The organism is Halosolutus halophilus, assembly GCF_022869805.1.
In the GTDB taxonomy this organism is placed as follows: Archaea; Halobacteriota; Halobacteria; order Halobacteriales; family Natrialbaceae; genus Halosolutus; species Halosolutus halophilus.
On the sequence record NZ_CP094974.1, the window covers coordinates 285650 to 301817 of the forward strand.

The 16168-nt window shown below is 64.2% G+C and carries 18 protein-coding genes, 1 tRNA gene and 1 pseudogene; 15 read left to right on the forward strand and 5 right to left on the reverse strand.

The genetic code is table 11. The annotated features are described in order from the left end of the window. Positions 1 to 14 precede the first annotated feature (14 nt). The 10 genes and pseudogenes from MUG98_RS01495 to MUG98_RS01540 all read left to right on the forward strand — a co-directional run bounded on the left by MUG98_RS01495 (position 15) and on the right by MUG98_RS01540 (position 10373). Positions 15 to 797: an NAD(P)/FAD-dependent oxidoreductase gene (locus MUG98_RS01495; RefSeq protein WP_265110421.1), complete on the forward strand. Its 783-nt coding sequence runs from the start codon at positions 15 to 17 to the stop codon at positions 795 to 797. A 156-nt stretch (positions 798 to 953) separates the two neighbouring features. Next, positions 954 to 2153, forward strand: a complete 1200-nt coding sequence (gene coaBC / locus MUG98_RS01500; RefSeq protein WP_265110422.1) for a bifunctional phosphopantothenoylcysteine decarboxylase/phosphopantothenate--cysteine ligase CoaBC — start codon at positions 954 to 956, stop codon at positions 2151 to 2153. Positions 2154 to 2279: 126 nt separating this feature from the next. Further along, positions 2280 to 2858: a DUF7344 domain-containing protein gene (locus MUG98_RS01505; protein WP_265110423.1), complete on the forward strand. Its 579-nt coding sequence runs from the start codon at positions 2280 to 2282 to the stop codon at positions 2856 to 2858. Positions 2859 to 2936: 78 nt separating this feature from the next. Beyond that, positions 2937 to 3503 carry a hypoxanthine/guanine phosphoribosyltransferase gene (hpt, locus tag MUG98_RS01510; protein WP_265110424.1) on the forward strand — a complete coding sequence of 189 codons (567 nt, stop codon included), beginning with the start codon at positions 2937 to 2939 and terminating at the stop codon, positions 3501 to 3503. A gap of 517 nt (positions 3504 to 4020) precedes the next feature. Then, on the forward strand, positions 4021 to 5688 hold the full coding sequence (locus tag MUG98_RS01515) for an ABC transporter substrate-binding protein (RefSeq protein WP_265110425.1): 1668 nt from the start codon (positions 4021 to 4023) through the stop codon (positions 5686 to 5688). 39 nt (positions 5689 to 5727) lie between these two features. After that, positions 5728 to 6675 carry an ABC transporter permease gene (locus tag MUG98_RS01520; RefSeq protein WP_265110426.1) on the forward strand — a complete coding sequence of 316 codons (948 nt, stop codon included), beginning with the start codon at positions 5728 to 5730 and terminating at the stop codon, positions 6673 to 6675. Between the two features lie 2 nt (positions 6676 to 6677). Then, positions 6678 to 7715: an ABC transporter permease gene (locus MUG98_RS01525; RefSeq protein ID WP_265110427.1), complete on the forward strand. Its 1038-nt coding sequence runs from the start codon at positions 6678 to 6680 to the stop codon at positions 7713 to 7715. After that, positions 7716 to 8765: an ABC transporter ATP-binding protein gene (locus tag MUG98_RS01530; RefSeq protein ID WP_265110428.1), complete on the forward strand. Its 1050-nt coding sequence runs from the start codon at positions 7716 to 7718 to the stop codon at positions 8763 to 8765. Then, positions 8762 to 9727: pseudogene (locus tag MUG98_RS01535) on the forward strand (ABC transporter ATP-binding protein); the annotation flags it as partial. The gene MUG98_RS01530 and the pseudogene MUG98_RS01535, both read left to right, overlap by 4 nt. Positions 9728 to 9848: 121 nt before the next feature. Continuing rightward, complete coding sequence (locus tag MUG98_RS01540) at positions 9849 to 10373, forward strand: DUF7974 family protein (protein WP_265110430.1); 525 nt, start codon at positions 9849 to 9851, stop codon at positions 10371 to 10373. A gap of 248 nt (positions 10374 to 10621) precedes the next feature. Here the strand turns inward: MUG98_RS01540 and MUG98_RS01545 are convergent. From MUG98_RS01545 to MUG98_RS01560, 4 genes are all read right to left on the reverse strand, one after another. Continuing rightward, a tRNA-Met gene (locus MUG98_RS01545) sits at positions 10622 to 10696 on the reverse strand. Positions 10697 to 10762: 66 nt separating this feature from the next. Next, on the reverse strand, positions 10763 to 11209 hold the full coding sequence (locus MUG98_RS01550; RefSeq protein WP_265110431.1) for a GtrA family protein: 447 nt from the start codon (positions 11207 to 11209) through the stop codon (positions 10763 to 10765). Further along, complete coding sequence (locus MUG98_RS01555) at positions 11202 to 12014, reverse strand: glycosyltransferase (RefSeq protein ID WP_265110432.1); 813 nt, start codon at positions 12012 to 12014, stop codon at positions 11202 to 11204. Before MUG98_RS01555 ends, MUG98_RS01550 begins: the two co-directional genes overlap by 8 nt. Before the next feature lie 64 nt (positions 12015 to 12078). Continuing rightward, positions 12079 to 12345: an HAH_0734 family protein gene (locus MUG98_RS01560; RefSeq protein WP_265110433.1), complete on the reverse strand. Its 267-nt coding sequence runs from the start codon at positions 12343 to 12345 to the stop codon at positions 12079 to 12081. Between the two features lie 502 nt (positions 12346 to 12847). Between MUG98_RS01560 and MUG98_RS01565 the strand changes: the two genes are divergently transcribed. Genes MUG98_RS01565 through MUG98_RS01585 form a run of 5 tightly spaced genes read left to right on the forward strand, consistent with a single transcriptional unit; the run spans position 12848 to position 15065 of the window. Further along, a complete protein-coding gene (locus tag MUG98_RS01565; RefSeq protein ID WP_250141044.1) occupies positions 12848 to 13129 on the forward strand; it encodes a 50S ribosomal protein L44e in 282 nt (93 codons plus the stop codon). Positions 13130 to 13134: 5 nt separating this feature from the next. Continuing rightward, entirely contained in the window at positions 13135 to 13308 is a 174-nt protein-coding gene (locus MUG98_RS01570; protein WP_265110434.1) for a 30S ribosomal protein S27e, read from the forward strand. Beyond that, positions 13305 to 14105 carry a translation initiation factor IF-2 subunit alpha gene (locus MUG98_RS01575; protein ID WP_265110435.1) on the forward strand — a complete coding sequence of 267 codons (801 nt, stop codon included), beginning with the start codon at positions 13305 to 13307 and terminating at the stop codon, positions 14103 to 14105. Before MUG98_RS01570 ends, MUG98_RS01575 begins: the two co-directional genes overlap by 4 nt. 6 nt (positions 14106 to 14111) lie before the next feature. Beyond that, positions 14112 to 14291: an RNA-protein complex protein Nop10 gene (locus MUG98_RS01580; protein ID WP_265110436.1), complete on the forward strand. Its 180-nt coding sequence runs from the start codon at positions 14112 to 14114 to the stop codon at positions 14289 to 14291. 6 nt (positions 14292 to 14297) lie between these two features. Further along, on the forward strand, positions 14298 to 15065 hold the full coding sequence (locus MUG98_RS01585) for a proteasome assembly chaperone family protein (RefSeq protein WP_265110437.1): 768 nt from the start codon (positions 14298 to 14300) through the stop codon (positions 15063 to 15065). A gap of 195 nt (positions 15066 to 15260) precedes the next feature. On the opposite strand, the gene MUG98_RS01590 is transcribed toward MUG98_RS01585, so the two are convergent. Beyond that, entirely contained in the window at positions 15261 to 16040 is a 780-nt protein-coding gene (locus tag MUG98_RS01590; RefSeq protein WP_265110438.1) for a DUF7839 domain-containing protein, read from the reverse strand. Positions 16041 to 16168 lie beyond the last annotated feature (128 nt).

The window sequence follows — 16168 nt, forward strand, 5'->3', positions numbered from 1 at the left end:
ACCAACTGATAGTCATGCGAGACGTCTGTATCGTCGGTGGCGGCGTCGCCGGACTCGCCGCGTCGATCTTCACCGCCCGGGCCGGACTGGACACCCTCGTCGTCGACGGCGGGGAATCGATCCTCGCGCGCAACGCCAGCCTCGAGAACTATCCCGGTTTCCCGGACGGGGTCGACGCCCGCCGTTACCTGCAACTGACCCGCGAGCAGGCCCGCAACGCGGGTGCCGCGTTCGAACTGGGCCGGGTCACGCGCGCCGCCCCGATCGACAGCGCGACGCCGCCGGAATCGCGAGAGGCCGGTGACACCGGCGACGAAACGGCTCCCGAGGAGGGGTTCGTCCTCGAAACCGAAGGTGGCGAGCCGATCGAGACCCGCCGCGTGCTCGCCGCCTCGTGGGCGGACAGCGACTACCTCGAACCGCTGGACGTCGGCCGCACACAGCGGGGCAGCAAGCACCTCGTCGCGGTCGACGAGGCCGGCCGGACGGCCGTCGAAGGGGTCTACGCGGCGGGCCGCATCGCGGACGAACCCCACCAGGCGATCGTGGCCGCCGGTCACGGGGCGAAGGTCGGCCTCGCGGTTATCCACGACTCCGAGGTGAACTTCTACCACGACTGGGTCGTCCCCGAGGGCTACTTCACCGGTCGGGGCCGAGAGGTGCCGCCGGGCTGTGAGGAGATCGGCGACGCGCAACGCCGCGAACGGGACGAGCAGGCACGGGAGCGGATTCTCGAGGCCTTCTCGGAACCGCTCGACGAGCAACCGACGATGCACCCGAGCGTCGATCGGGACTGATCGGGACGGGCGTTCGGCTTCGTTTCGCGATTTCGGACAGTGTCCGCGGTCCCGAAACGAGGGATAAACGAACCGGCGCGATCGGCTGTCGATCGTGTCCGAGAAGTGCCCGGGGGCTCGCTACTCTTAACACGCTACCGTGAGAAATTCAACCAGATGCTCGAGGGAGTCAACGTTGCGCTCGGGGTGACGGGCTCGATCGCGGCCGTCAAGACGGTCGAACTGGCCCACGAGTTGCGGCGGCAGGGAGCCGAGGTGCGGGCCGTGATGACCGGCAGCGCCCGGGGGATCGTCCACCCGTGGGCGGTCGAGTTCGCCACGGACGACGACGTCGTGACCGAGATCACGGGGCGCGTCGAACACGTCGACCTCTGCGGATACGACGGCTGGGCCGACGTCCTGCTGATCGCGCCCGCGACGGCCAACACGGTCGGCAAGATCGCCGGGGCCGTCGACGACACGCCCGTGACGACCTGTGCGACCACCGCGCTCGGATCCGGTACGCCGGTCGTCGTCGCGCCCGCGATGCACGAACCGATGTACGATCACCCCGGCGTCCTCGAGGCGATCGAGACCGTCGAGGCGTGGGGCGTCGACTTCGTCGACCCGCGCATCGAGGAGGGCAAGGCCAAAATCGCCAGCGAGGAAGCCATCGTCTGTGACGTCGCCCGCGCCGCGGACGATCGGCCGCTCGCGGGCGAGCACGTCGTGGTCACAAGCGGTGCGACGGCCGAGTCGATCGATCCGGTCCGGGTGCTCACGAACCGGTCGTCGGGACGGATGGGCCGTGCCGTCGCGAAGGCCTGTTACGCCCGCGGGGCCGACGTGACGCTCGTCCACGGGGTCGTCGGCCCGCGACCGGTCTCCCGCGAGTCGGCGCGCTCCGGCGGCGACGTTCCGTACGCCGACGTCCGCGAGGTCGAGACGGCCGACGACCTGCTCGCGGCAACGATCGACGCCTGCGGGGACGCCGACACGCTGGTGTCGGCCGCTGCGATCGGCGACTACACGGTCGAGACCAGTCCGGAGAAGCTCCGGTCGGGTCAGGACATCACGCTCGACCTCGAGCCGACGCCGAAGGTCATCGACGAGGTCCGCGACCGGTACCCGGACCTGCCGATCGTCGGATTCAAGGCCGAAACGTCGGGCGACGACGGGGCGATGATCGAGGCCGCCCGGAAGACGCTCGACCGGGTCGGCCTCGCGTTCGTCGTCGCCAACGACGCGAGCGTGATGGGGGCCGATCGAACGCGCGCGGTACTGGTCCACGAGGATGACGCCGCACGATACGAGGGGACGAAGGCCGGGCTCGGCGGCGAGATCGCTGCCTCGATCGCGGCGATACTCGGCGACTAATCGTCGGCGGAGTGGCCGACGATCGTCGCGGCTGCTGACCAGTCAGGAGAATTATATAGGTGGCGATCCTGCCACGAATTAATGGGTGTACGTCCGGATTTGACCGGCGCGAAGAGGTGATCTGTGGTGGCCCAGCAACAGCGCAACGAACCCGACGGCCCCCTCTCGAAAGGCGAAGTTTTCGAAGTTCTTCGAAACCAGCGGCGGCGCTACGTGCTCCAGTTCCTGAAACAGGACGGCCGTCCCGTCGAACTCGGTGATCTCGCCCAGCAGATCGCCGCCTGGGAGTACGAGACCACCCTCGACGGCGTCACCCCCGAGCAGCGAAAGCGCGTCTACACGACCCTCCAGCAGACGCACCTGCCGAAGATGGACACGGCCGGCATCCTCGAGTTCGACTCCGATCGGGGCGTCATCGAGCCGACCGATCGGACGCGGGACATCAGCGTCTACCTCGAAATCGTGCCGGGAAGCGAGTTCGCGTGGCGGGAACTGTACCTCTCGCTGGGCGCGATCAGTTGCGCGCTCGTCGCCGCGCTGTGGCTCAGGATCTACCCCATGACGCTGCTATCGGATCTGACGTGGGCGGCGATAATCGCCGTCACGTTCACCGTCACCGCGATCGTCCACATCTACCACGAGCGGAACATGCGCGTCGGACAGGGCGAGCAGCCGCCGGAACTGAGCTACGGCGCCGACGACTGACTTCGACGGGTGTGTGGGTGTCTCACGTTTGCTCGTCGGTATCGTCAACTTTTACTCCGCTACCGACCGACCGACGACATGGATCAGTTGAAACGGTCGCTTCTCGAGGCGCCGATCATCGAGAAAAACGGGTACCACTACTTCGTTCATCCGATCAGCGACGGCGTCCCAAAACTCGATCCGGGACTGCTGCGCGAAATCGTCATCCGGATCATTCGCAAAGCCGAACTCGAGAACGTCGATCGGATCGTCACCCCGGCCGCGATGGGCATCCACATCTCGACCGCGGTTTCGCTGATGACCGACATTCCGCTGACGGTGATCCGCAAACGACAGTACGGACTCGAAGACGAGGTCGCCATCTCCCAGAAAACGGGCTATTCCGAGAACGAGATGTACATCAACGACGTCCGCGAAGGCGAGCGCGTGCTCGTCCTGGACGACGTGCTCTCGACCGGCGGCACGCTCGCGTCGGTCCTCGACGCGCTCAACGAGATCGGTGCCGAGGTCATCGACACCGTCGCGGTCATCAAGAAGGTCGGCGGCGAGAACAAGGTCGACGACGCCGGGTATCAGGTCAAGACGCTGATCAACGTCGACGTCGTCGACGGCGAGGTCGTCATCGTCGACGAAGAAGGCGATTAACGGTCGGTTGGCTTCCCCTACGACGCCCGGCCTGGAATCACGGCGCAGAATTTGGGGTCGGCTCCCGACCCGTCCTGGGTTCGAGAGACGTCCGTCCCACTCGTCGCCGGGCGGATTCGCCCTCTTGGCGGCTGTCTCGTGGGCCGATCGTTAGGTCTTCCGTACGGATCCATCATCGGTTCCGTCCGATCGGAATTTGAACGCCCCGACGTCCGGTGATCGCCTGTCGTCTCGGTTGGAGTCGGAACCGGTGGTCCGACGCGCTCGGGGAGAGGACCTGAACACGTACAGTCCTCTTCGAAGGGGTAATGCCAACCTCTCGAACTGGTATTTTGCTTTTCCGCTTCACACAGTTTCCTATTTCTTGAAGCATTTCGTGATTTTCACTCGAGATTGTATCACGGTTACCCGGATATCAATACGCTTCTTCCCTTTCCCAATGGTATATTAAACGGGGTAAGAATTGCTTGGAGGGGAAGCAATACATATTTATATTTGTGATTCACATTTCGTATCCATGGTGCGGGATCACACGCAGACGGAACGGACTGTTAACCGACGAAAACTCCTCCAAGGCGTTGGAGGCGCCGGTGCGATAGCACTCGCAGGCTGTCTCGGCGGTGAGAGCAATGATAACGACAACGGAGACAAGGAACGAGCACTACAGTTGCTCGAGGAGGGCTTCGAGGAAGAAGGCTTCGAACCGCCGTACGAAGCCGACCTCGTCACGAACGAGAACCCCGAGCGCGTCAAGTGGTCACAGATCGTCCAGCAGGTGCTCGAAGACACGGAGTACTTCGACCTCGAACTGCAGCAGTACGAGTGGACGACCTACCAGGAGGTCGTTCTCAGCGAGGAGTCAGCCGAGGAGAACCACCTCGCAGCGCTGGGGTGGAGCGCCGGATACGACCCGGACGCCTACGTGAACTTCCTACTGCACTCGGACTTCCACACGCCGGCGTGCTGTAACACGAACCACTACGCGAACGATAAACTCGACTCCCTCATCGAAGAGGGGAAGACCGAGACCGATCCCGAGGCTCGAGTCGAGGTGTACAAGGAACTCCAGAAGGTCGTCGCCAAGCAATCGCCGCTTAGCTTCGTCCGGTTCGGTGAGGAACTCATCGCCCACCGCAAGGAGGCACTCGGCAACTGGACGGTCTCTCCGTTCGACAGCACGCGCTTCTCGACGATTTACAACGTGGCGGCGGAGACCGCCATCACGTTCGACGACCCGGACGGCGACGGCGAACTCAAGGCCTCCGTCGGTGCCGACGCCGCCAACTTCGACCCCGTCCAGCAGAACGACACCACGTCGTCTCAGGTAACGGGCCTCATCTTCGAGGGTCTCGTCGACGTCGACTACTCGGGTCAGCCTCAGCCGCTTCTCGCAGAAAGCTGGGAGCAGCAAGACGACACTACGTACACCTTCTCCCTCCGTGAGGGCGTCCAGTTCCACAACGGCGAGGAGCTGACCGCCGAACACGTCAAAGCCTCGATGGAGCGGTACAAGGGCACGCCGCGCGAGGCCGACGTCTACGACTGGCTCGGCGAGGACGGCGAAATCAGAGTCGTCGACGATTACGAACTCGAAATCGAACTCGCCGAACCCTACGCGCCGTTCCTGCTCAACGTCGGCAACGCGCTCATCGTCCCCTTCGAAGCCATCGAAGAGGAGTACGGCGGGGAGGGTGCCGTCGACCTGCAGGAGGAAGCGATCGGGACCGGCCCGTACATGCACGAGGAGTACCAGCCCGACGAACTCTACCGGATTTCGCGCAACGACGACTACTGGGGGCAGGAACTGATGGACAGCGCACCCGAACCGGACACGATCCAGTTCCGCATCATCGTCGAATCCTCGGTCCGACAGAGTGCCCTCGAGGCCGGCGACGTCCACGTCGTGAGTCCGCCCCCGGCGTCGTTCCAGGAGCTGGACGATAACGACGAAATCGTGGCAAAGAGTACGACGACTGGCGGCTTCGACATGCTCATTCCCCCGGTCCAGCACAAGCCGTTCACTAACGCCAAGGTGCGCCGCGCAGTGTCCCTCCTGATCCCGCGCCAACAGATCATCGACACCGTCTACAACGGAATCGGCGTCCCAGCGTACGGCCCGATTTCGCCCGTTGCCGAGCGATTCGCGCTCGACAACGAGGAACTCCTCAAAATCCTCGAAGAGTAGCGTCGGACTCTAAGCGCCCTTCCCCTTGTCTATCAAACCATGAGCCTCTCACGGTACATTGTAAAACGCATCCTCGTCTCTATCCCCGTCTTGGTCGGGGTAACGATGGTTTCGTTTGGATTGATACAGATGATCCCGGGTGATCCGATCGAATTCATACTCCAGTTTACGAACGTTTCACCCGAGGCGGAAAAACAGCTGTACGACAAGTACAACCTCAACGAGCCAATCTGGAAACAGTATCTGCTGTGGCTTCAGGACGTGATCGTCCTGGACTTCGGCGAATCGATCATCTCGGGCCGCGACGTCGCCTACGAGATCAGTTCGCGACTGGACCACACGATCGCGCTCGGTCTCTTCTCGTGGCTGATCGGTCTGGGCGTCGGCATTCCGACCGGGATCATCGCCGCAGTCAAACGCGGAACCGTCACCGACGAGGCCAGTCGCATCGCCGCCCTGCTGGGAATCGCGACGCCGAACTTCTGGCTCGGTCTGATGTTGATCCTCGTTCTCAGCGTCAACCTCGGGATTTTCCGGGTGATTCCGCCAGACGCCCCGCTGTTGAGCGCAGCGAAGCTAAAATTCCTCATCCTGCCCTCCGTGACCATCGGGACTGCATCCGCGTCGCTGATCATGCGTCTCGTCCGGTCGTCGATGCTCCAGGAACTCAACAAGGAGTACGTTCGGATGGCACGCGCGAAGGGGCTGAGCGAACGAACGGTCATCTTCAAGCACGTCCTTCGGAACTCGCTGATCGCGGTCGTCACCGTCGCGGCGATCCAGATCGCGTTCATCATCAACGGGGCGGTCGTCATCGAACAGGTCTTCTCGTGGCCTGGCCTCGGACGACTTCTCGTCAGGGCTATCAGTCAGCGTGACTTCCCGATCATTCAGGCGGGCGTGTTGATGACCGGCGTCGCGATCGTCGTCGCCAACCTGTTGGCCGATATCGTCTACTCGTGGCTCGACCCACGGATCAGATACTAAGAATGAAGCAGAAACAACGAGATACGACGTCGAAGCGAGGTCGAATCCGAATCACTGGATTCGACGCCGAACGAGTGCGTAACCGAGACTCCCTCTCGGGCTGGACCGAGGCCGAAGCCGAAGGCGGTACCAGCAGAATGGAGTACGCCTGGAGACGGTTCAAGAGCAACCGGCTCGCGATGCTCAGCGTCGGCGTCATGGCACTTATGACTCTCGTGGCCGTTTTCGCCCGGCCGATAACGGTCGACGTCGCCGGCATGTCGCTTCCGCTGCAGCCGTTCTCGATTACGCCGTACGATCCCGGCCGGATGTTCGTCGGGGCGCCGAACGCTCCCCCGAGCGCCGAACACCTGATGGGAACCGACTGGTCGGGACGAGACCTGTTCTCGCGCGTGCTCGTCGGGACCCGGTACAGCCTCACGATCGGGCTGATCGCGACCGTCCTTGCCCTGTTCATCGGGATCCCGCTCGGCTCAATCGCCGGCTACTTCGGCGGCTGGGTCGACGAGACGATCATGCGTCTGGTCGACGTTCTCTACGCGTTCCCGTTTCTCGTCCTCGCCATCGCGATCATCGCAGTGCTCGGACAGGGGTTCTGGAATCTGATCCTGGCGTTGACGATCACCGGCTGGATCAGCTACGCCCGTCTCATCCGCGGTGAGGTACTGAGCGTGAAAGAAAACGAGTACGTACTCGCGGCGAAAGCGCTCGGCGCGACCGATCGCTCGATCATCTTCCGGCACGTCGTCCCGAACGCGATGGCACCGGTCATCGTCCAGGCGACGCTGTCGATCGGGACCGTCGTCCTCTCTGCGGCCGCGCTCGGCTTCCTCTCGCTCGGTCTCACGCCGGGGACCCCCGAGTGGGGGACGATGCTCTCGAGCACTCGCGACACCATCGCACAGGGGTACTGGTGGGTGTCGGTCTTCCCCGGCCTGGCCATCGTCGTGTTCGTGCTCGCTATCAACCTGATGGGCGACGGAATCAACGACGCGCTCGACCCACAGGGAGACACCGCAACGAAACAGAGGATGCAATAGATGGCACTACTCGAAGTCAACGATCTAGTTACGCAGTTCTACACTGAGGACGGAACCGTTCGCGCGGTCGACGGCGTGAGCTATCAGATCGACCGCGGTGAAAAGTTCGGCATCGTCGGCGAGAGCGGTGCCGGCAAGAGCGTGACGAGCCTGTCGGTCATGGGACTCATCGAGAGCCCCGGCGAGATCGTCGGCGGGGAAATCCTGTTCAAGGGTGAGAACCTCCTCGAGAAAAGCCCCGAAGAGATGCGCCGCATCCGGGGGAACGAGATCGCCATGGTGTTCCAGGACGCCGAGACGGCGCTCAACCCCGTCTACACGGTCGGCGAGCAGATCGCCGAGGGGATCCGCACGCACAAGGACGTCTCGGACCAGGAAGCCAAAGAGCAGGCGATCGAGATGCTCGCCGAGGTCGGCATCCCCGACCCCGCGGAGCGATACAGCGACTACCCCCACCAGTTCTCCGGCGGGATGCAACAGCGTGCGGTCATCGCGATCGCGCTCTCGTGCGATCCCGACCTGCTCATCTGTGACGAACCCACGACCGCACTCGACGTCACGATCGAAGCGCAGATCCTCGAGTTGCTCGACGAACTGGCGTCGGACTTCGACACGGCGATCCAGCTCATCACGCACGACCTCGGCGTCGTCGCCGAGATCTGCAACCGCGTGATGGTGATGTACGCCGGCAAGGCGGTCGAGAAAGCACCCGTCGAGGACCTCTACTACGAGCCCAAACACCCCTACTCGGTCGGACTGATGGGATCGATCCCTCGAATCGGTGACAGGCGCGACCGTCTCGAGACGATTCCGGGGACGATGCCCGATCTCGTCGAGGTGCCGCCGGGCTGTAGTTTCCACCCGCGGTGCCCGTACGCCGAGGAGGGCTGTAGCCGAAAAGAGCCGCAACTCGTCGACACCGAGACCGGAAATTCGTCGAACCCAGCCGACGACGAGGAACACGCCGCGTCGTGTCTGGCGTACACGGGCGACCTCCAGGGTGAACTGTCCTACCAGGTAGAAGTCATGACGGACGGAGGGGACTCATGAGTAGCCAACCGCTCGTTCGGACGGACGGACTGACGAAGTACTACAGCAACGCCGACGGCTTTCTCGATCGAGTGCTCGGCAACCGGTCGTGGGTTCGCGCCCTCGACGGCGTCGACCTCGAGGTTCGCGAAGGCGAAACCCTCGGCCTGGTCGGCGAATCCGGCTGTGGGAAGAGTACGCTCGGTCGCACGCTCCTCCAGCTGGAAGCGCCCACGGAGGGCGACGTCTACTTCAAGGGCGAGAACATCACCAACCTGTCGGGTTCGAACCTCCGGGAAAAGCGTCGGGAGATGCAGTACATCTTCCAGAATCCCTTCGCCAGTCTGAACCCCCGATTGACCGTCAACGACATCGTCGGCGAGGCACTCGACGTCCACGGGATCGCCGACGGTGAAGAGCGGGACGCTCGCATCGCGAAGATTCTCGATACGGTCGGGTTGAAGCCGAGTCACGCCAACCGTTACCCACACGAGTTCTCCGGCGGCCAGCGACAGCGGATCGGCATCGCCCGCGCGCTCGCGGTCGACCCCGACTTCGTCGTCTGTGACGAACCCGTCTCCGCACTCGACGTCTCCGTGCAGGCACAGATCCTCAACCTGCTCGAGGACCTCCAGGACGAGTTCGGCCTCTCGTACCTGTTCATCGCCCACGACCTCTCGGTCGTCGAACACATTGCCGATCGCATCGCCGTGATGTACCTCGGCGAGATCGTCGAAGTCGGGACGGCCGAGGAAATCTTCACGCCGCCGTATCACCCCTACACGCACGCACTGCTGTCTGCGATCCCGGAACCCGATCCGCTCTGGCAGGGCGATCGCGTCATCCTCGAGGGGTCGGTTCCGTCGCCGCTCGATCCGCCGAGCGGGTGCAAGTTCCACACGCGCTGTCCCATCGCACAGGAAGACTGCAGCGAGTGGGAGGCGCACCCGGACCTCGAGTCCGTCAGTGGAACGCACGAAATCGCGTGCCCGTACCACGAGATGATCGAAACGGACGTCTGATCGCCGTTCGAGTCTCCGACGATCGGTCCGTTTGCGTGTCGAAACGAACGTTTCTTGGGCGGGAGCTTCCTACAGTGACCCGATGCGTCGTATCTACGAGTCCGACGCGCTCTCGCGGGACGACGAGGACCCGTTCTCGCCGAGCGAATCCGACGAGCGCTCACGGAAGATGATCGACTGGGAGGCAGCCAGCCACGCGTTCCTCCCGGTCTGGCTCCGTGACCGCGCGGTGAGCGTCCACCTCGAGACGGACAAAGACGAGTACGCGCCGGACGAAGCGGTCCGCTGGCGGGCGACGTTTCGCAATCGCTTCCCGTTTCCCGTTCGCATCGTCACCGAGTCGCCGGAACTCTGGCGGTGGTCGGTCGACGGTATCGCCCGCGCGAGCGAAGTCCCGGCGCGGGTCCCGGACCGAACTAGCGTCATCAACTTCTCTCGTAGCGAACGCAAGGTGGTCGAACGGCGCTGGAAGCCTCAGATTCGGGTCACGGAACGCGAGTGGGAACCGCTCGAGTCCGGTACGCACACCCTCTCCGTCGCCCTCAACGTCGATCGGCCCGCCGAACGCAACCTCGACAGCGAGACGACCTTTACGATTTCGCCGTAACACGTCGGTCGCCCGCGATCGGAATCGGCCGGCGGACGATCGTATGGCTCTCGGGCGGGAGCGTCGAAAGTAGCGGGAGGGTGATTTGAACCACGCCGTCCCCCTCGCTGTGCTCGGGTGCTATCTGGTTCAAACAACTCCGTGCTAGACTTGCCGCTCGCGAATTTGCTCGCGGCAAAAGTATAGCGGAAGGTAGCTTGAACCACCGTGTTATGGGTGGCGCTCACGAATTTGTTCGCGCCAAAACATAGCGGGAGGTAGATTTGAACTACCGATCTGCGGGTTATGAGCCCGCCGGAATCTCCTGGCTATCCCATCCCGCTACCAGATTATACCCGAGTGCCCTAGTTAAGGGTTGTGATTCGGCCGCCGTATGTGGGTTTCTACCGTTAGTCCCGATGAACCTTCCACGTGAACAGGCTCTCGGAGGCGTAATTGACAAAAAAGCCGGCGCCGATCCCGATCACGTTCGCGAGCAGGTACATGACGTCGAACAGGATCACCAGTCCCCAGTACACCGCGAGCGTAACCAGGAACCCGCCGAACCGGACCACGTACGATCGCGAGAGCCGAACAGCCAGCGCTCGCGGCGACATATCGCCGAACGTCGCGAACGTCCACGCCTCGTTGATCGCGAAGATGACCGCGATCGCGATCGCCCAGGCGACGACTTTCGCGAGGACGAATCCGGCGTCGGCCAGTTCGACGAGCATCAGGAGGACGCCGTTGTCGACGATCGCGCCGACGCCCCCCACGCCGGCGAACTGGCTGAACCTGCTCGCCGATAGCAGCGCCCGAAATCGCGTTCGGATGGCGTCGGCGAGCGAATCACTCATCGTCGTGGGTCCGATCTCGCGGTGAGCGCGTCCGACGACGCTCCAGGGCTTCGATCACTGTCTGTGCGTCCGATCGACGGTTTGCGATCGCCGTGTGGAACCGATCGCCCCGGAGGTGCTTCGCCCGGTGGCGCGCCCGGCAGAGGCCGGTCGCGAGGTCTCGGGTCGCCCAGATCGACGACACGGTCGACTCCGGGTCGTCCGCCCACGTCACCGGCACCTCGCTGATGCGATAGTCCAGCGCGTCGACGAGGGCGAGGAGTTCCACGTCCCACGCGAACCCCCGCTCGCGAAGCCGGTCACTGACGTCGGCCCACGCGGCCGCGTCGATCGCCTTCGCACCGCACTGGTAATCCGTCACCGAGACGGCGAGGAGTCGGCAGGCGAGCCACGCGAACGCGTCGCCGAGCAGCCGACGGCGTGCCGACTGCCGGGTGACGACGTCGGCGTCGGGATGGCGACGCGATCCGACCGCGAGATCCGTCCGCCCGCCACGAACCCGATCGACGATCGCACCGACGGAGTCGACGGCCGTGCTGCCGTCGGCGTCGACGAATGCGCGAACGTCAGTCTCGAGCGCACAGAAACCCGCGGTGATGGCACCGCCTTTTCCGCGACGCTCGTCGACCGCGTTGACGGACGCGGGGAGCCCCTCGAGTCGATCGCGCGTGCTGGCGGTCGGATCGTCGAGTTCGACCCGGATCGTCTCGAGGTCGAGACGGCGATCGAGTTCGCGGACGTAAGCGCGGAGCGCGTCGACGTTCGGACGGAATGCGGGCACGACGAGACCGACCGTCCGGCTCATTCGTACGTCACCCTCTAACTACGGGACGAAAAACGTTCGGAGACCGACCGCTGGCTGGCGGGCCTTATATCGCGAGGTCGCCTCTCGGCCGAACGACCTCGACGGCGTCCGCGTCGACTCGATCGACGTCAAGGAAGTGGGGCTGGAAGTTCCGCTTCTCGAAGTCCTCGAACTCGTCGTCGGTGCCGACGGTACACCAGAGCTGGACCTCTTCGGGGCCGTGGTACTCGCCGTTGCGATTGATCGCGAAACAGACCACTTCGGTCCCGTCGTACTCGATGACGGCACCTTTCCGGATTCCGGGGTCCCCGTGAATGATGAGCTGCTTCATGGCGGCGAATTCTCCCGAGAGGGGAGTAAGCGTTTCGGAGTCCGGGCCGCCACGAGCGGCGACGATCGGCTGGTTAGCCGTTCGCGATCGAACGGTATCGTGTGAGCTCGCGGGTGTCGAACCGCCCTCGCAGTGACGGCGAGCGCGCCGATGATCATCGGCGTGCGCCGAGCGTTCGCATCCACAGCAGCGTCCGGGCGTGCGATTGGTCGTCGAACTCGAGGCCCCGGCGGCGGCGTACCCGTCCCGGTAGACGGTGCCTATCGTAACGACTGAACCTGTTCACACCGATCGCATAGCCGTCGTGCGATCGGGTGTGCACTGACTGTCAGTAGCTACTACACCTGCAGGACCCCACTGGCAGCAACGACGTGACACGGGGCCAGCGTCCGGTCACGGGACTGGCGGTCGTATGCAACACGGACGTCTCCGACCGGCCGCCCGCGACGAACCAAACGGGTTTTAAACGGCGCTGTCTTAGCCCACGCCAAGTGAGATAACCATGCAGATGCCACGCCGATTCAACACCTATTGCCCCCACTGTAACGAACACCACGAACACGAAGTCGAGAAGGCCCGATCGGGTCGTTCCTCCGGGATGAAGTGGGACGCTCGCCGAACCCGACGCAACACCGCGAGCATCGGGAACTCCGGTCGCTTCTCGAAAGTGCCCGGTGGCGAGAAGCCGACCAAGAAAACCGACCTCAAGTACCGCTGCAGCGAGTGTGGAAAGGCCCACCTCCGCGAGGGATGGCGCGCCGGCCGACTCGAGTTCCAGGAGTGATCACCATGTCAGGAAACTTCTACAGCGTCCGCTGCAGTGACTGCGAGAACGAGCAGGTCGTCTTCGGCAAGGCCGCCACGGAGGTCTCGTGTGCCGTCTGTGGCACGACCCTCGCCCGGCCGACCGGCGGGAAGGCCGAGATCGAGCACGAAGTACTCGAAACAGTCGAGTCACGATGAAATACAGCGGCTGGCCCGATCCCGGCGAACTCGTCGTCGGCAAGATCGACGAGATCGAAGACTTCGGCGTCTTCGTCGATCTCGAGGAGTACGAAGACAAGCGCGGCCTGATCCACATCTCCGAGGTCGCGAGCGGCTGGATCAAGAACGTCCGCGATCACGTCCGCGAGGGTCAGATCGTCGTCTGCAAGGTCTTAGACGTCGACGAGGGCTCCCAGCAGATCGACCTCTCGCTGAAAGACGTCAACGATCACCAGCGCTCGGAGAAGATCCAGCAGTGGAAAAACGAGCAGAAGGCCGACAACTGGATGAGCCTCGCACTCGGCGAGGAGATCGACGACGAGGACTACACCGCGATCGCCAACGAACTGATCGCTGCCCACGGAAGCCTCTACGAGGGCTTCAAACAGGCCGCGATCCACGGCGAAGAAGCCCTCGAGGACACCGATCTCGACGAGGACGAGATCGACTCGATCGTCGACACGGCACGCGAGAACGTCTCGGTACCGTACGTCAACGTCACCGGCTACGTCGACCTCGAGAACCCCTCGCCGAGCGGCGTCGACGGGATCCGCGAGGCCCTCGCGGCCGCCGAAGGCAACGGCGAGGTCCCCGAGGAAGTCGACCTCGACGTCAGCTACGTCGGCGCACCCGAGTACCGCATCGAGGTGCAGGCCCCGAACTACAAGACCGCCGAGTCCCAGCTCGAGGAGAGTGCGCGGCGCGCGATAGCCGCGATCGAGCAGCAGGGTGGTGAGGGCGAGTACCATCGCGAACGCCGGACCGACGACGAGTAACGAGCGATGAAATCCGACATCCGGGTGTGTTCGGCGTGGCGCGAGACCCACGATCGCCCGGTGTACACCCTTTCTGACAGCTGTCCGAAGTGCGGAGCCGACGCCGAGAACAGCGCGCCGGCCCCGTTCGATCCCGCCGATCCGTACGGCAAGTACCGACGGTCTCTTAAACGTCGCCGGCGCTGATACGGTATGGACGAACTCGAGATCGACGCAGTCGCCGAAGTCGACCTCACCGATCCCGTCCTCGTCGAGGGGTTGCCTGGTGTGGGTCACGTCGGAACGCTCGCCGTCGAACACCTGCTCGAGGAACTCGAAGCCGAGAGTACGCTCGTGCGTCGGGTCTACTCCCGCGAGTTCCCACCGCAAGTGAGCGTCGAGGACGGGGTCTCGGAACTCACGTGTGCCGAGATATACGCCGTCTCGGTCCCCGACGGCCGCGACATGCTCTTGCTGACGGGAGACCACCAGGCGCAGACGAACGAGGGCCACTACCTGTTGACCGACGCCTTCCTCGACATCGCCGCGGAGTTCGGCGCGACGGTGGCGTACGCGCTCGGCGGCGTGCCGACGGGTGAACTCATCGAGGAGTACGCCGTCGTCGGTGCGGTCAACGACGAGTCGCTGCTCGAAACCCACGAGGACGCCGGCGTCGAGTTCCGCGAGGACGAACCGGCCGGCGGGATCGTCGGCGTGTCGGGACTGCTGCTCGGACTGGGCGAGCGGCGTGGCTTCGACGGGGTCTGCCTGATGGGCGAAACCAGCGGCTACCTCGTCGATCCGAAGAGTGCCCGCGCCGTCCTCGAGGTGCTCGAAGCCGTGCTCGGCTTCGAACTCGATTACGAGACGCTCGACGAGCGCGCCGACGAGATGGAGGAGGTCGTCGGCAAGATCCAGGAGATGGAACAGCAACAGGCGATGGACGTCCCGACCGACGACGACCTGCGCTACATCGGGTAACGACCACGCTCGACGGTCCAGGACCGTCGCCGATCGTGTTCGTGTCGAGCGTGCCCGTCGGCGGACGCCGATCGTCGACGGCAGTGACGGCATCGACGCAGAATCAGGTCCTTCCGTCGAACTCGATAGCCGAGACGCCAGGAGCGATCGTTCTCGAGCGCGACGGGCCCCGGAATCGTCCAGCGTCCGGGCGGGTCAGTCCTCGAGCACTTCGTAGGAGACGCCGGCGTCCCGGAGCGTGTCGGTGATCCGTCCGACCTCGTCGGTCGTCGTGACGGCGGTCACGTGGAGGCCGCGCTCGGCCCCCTCGGCCGCGACCTCGCCGGCCGCGAACGTGACGATCGGATCGACGTCGGCCCGTCGACAGGCGACGACGGCCTCGACGCCAGCGGCGACGACGCGATCGTCGTCGTCACAGTGTCGGGTGATAGTCGAATCGTCGACTGCCCGGCTTCCGCCGGAGCGGACCGTCGGGACCTGCAACACGGTCACGGAGCCGGGTTCGAGGTCCATGACGCCCTCGAAGCTGGTGACGCCGACGTCGGTCCCCGCCTCCGCGTCGGTCGTCGCGACGCCGGTCGCGGGCCCCTCGTCGCCCGGACTCGCGTGGAGCAGGCCGTCCTCGACGAACAGAGAGACGGTCTCGCCCTCCTCGATGTCGTCGGTGGCGATGTAGGCGGCCTCGCTCATCGCCCCGAGGACGTCGCCGGTGACGTGGTCGGCGAACCGGCGAACGTCGTCTGCGGCGCGAAAGAGCCAGTCGACGCCTTCGTTCGTGACGCGATACCGCGATCGTCCTTCCTTCTCGACGAGACCGTCGTCGACGAGTTCGCGGATGTATTCGCTGACGGCCTGGCTCGTCACGCCGACCTCCTCGGCGATCTCTCCCTGACTGACCGCGGGCTGGCGCTCGGCGATCTGGACGAGGATCCGGAACCGCGTCGCCGCTCGCTTGTTGTCGAGGACGTCGACCATAGGCCATCTTCTCGTGAGTGCGGCAAAAAGGTACTCGGTCGCGGGACGGCGGCCGGCGACGATCGAGCGGTCGACCGCTAACCGGCGGCCGATCGGCCGACACCAACCCGTCGCCGCGCGGACCCACA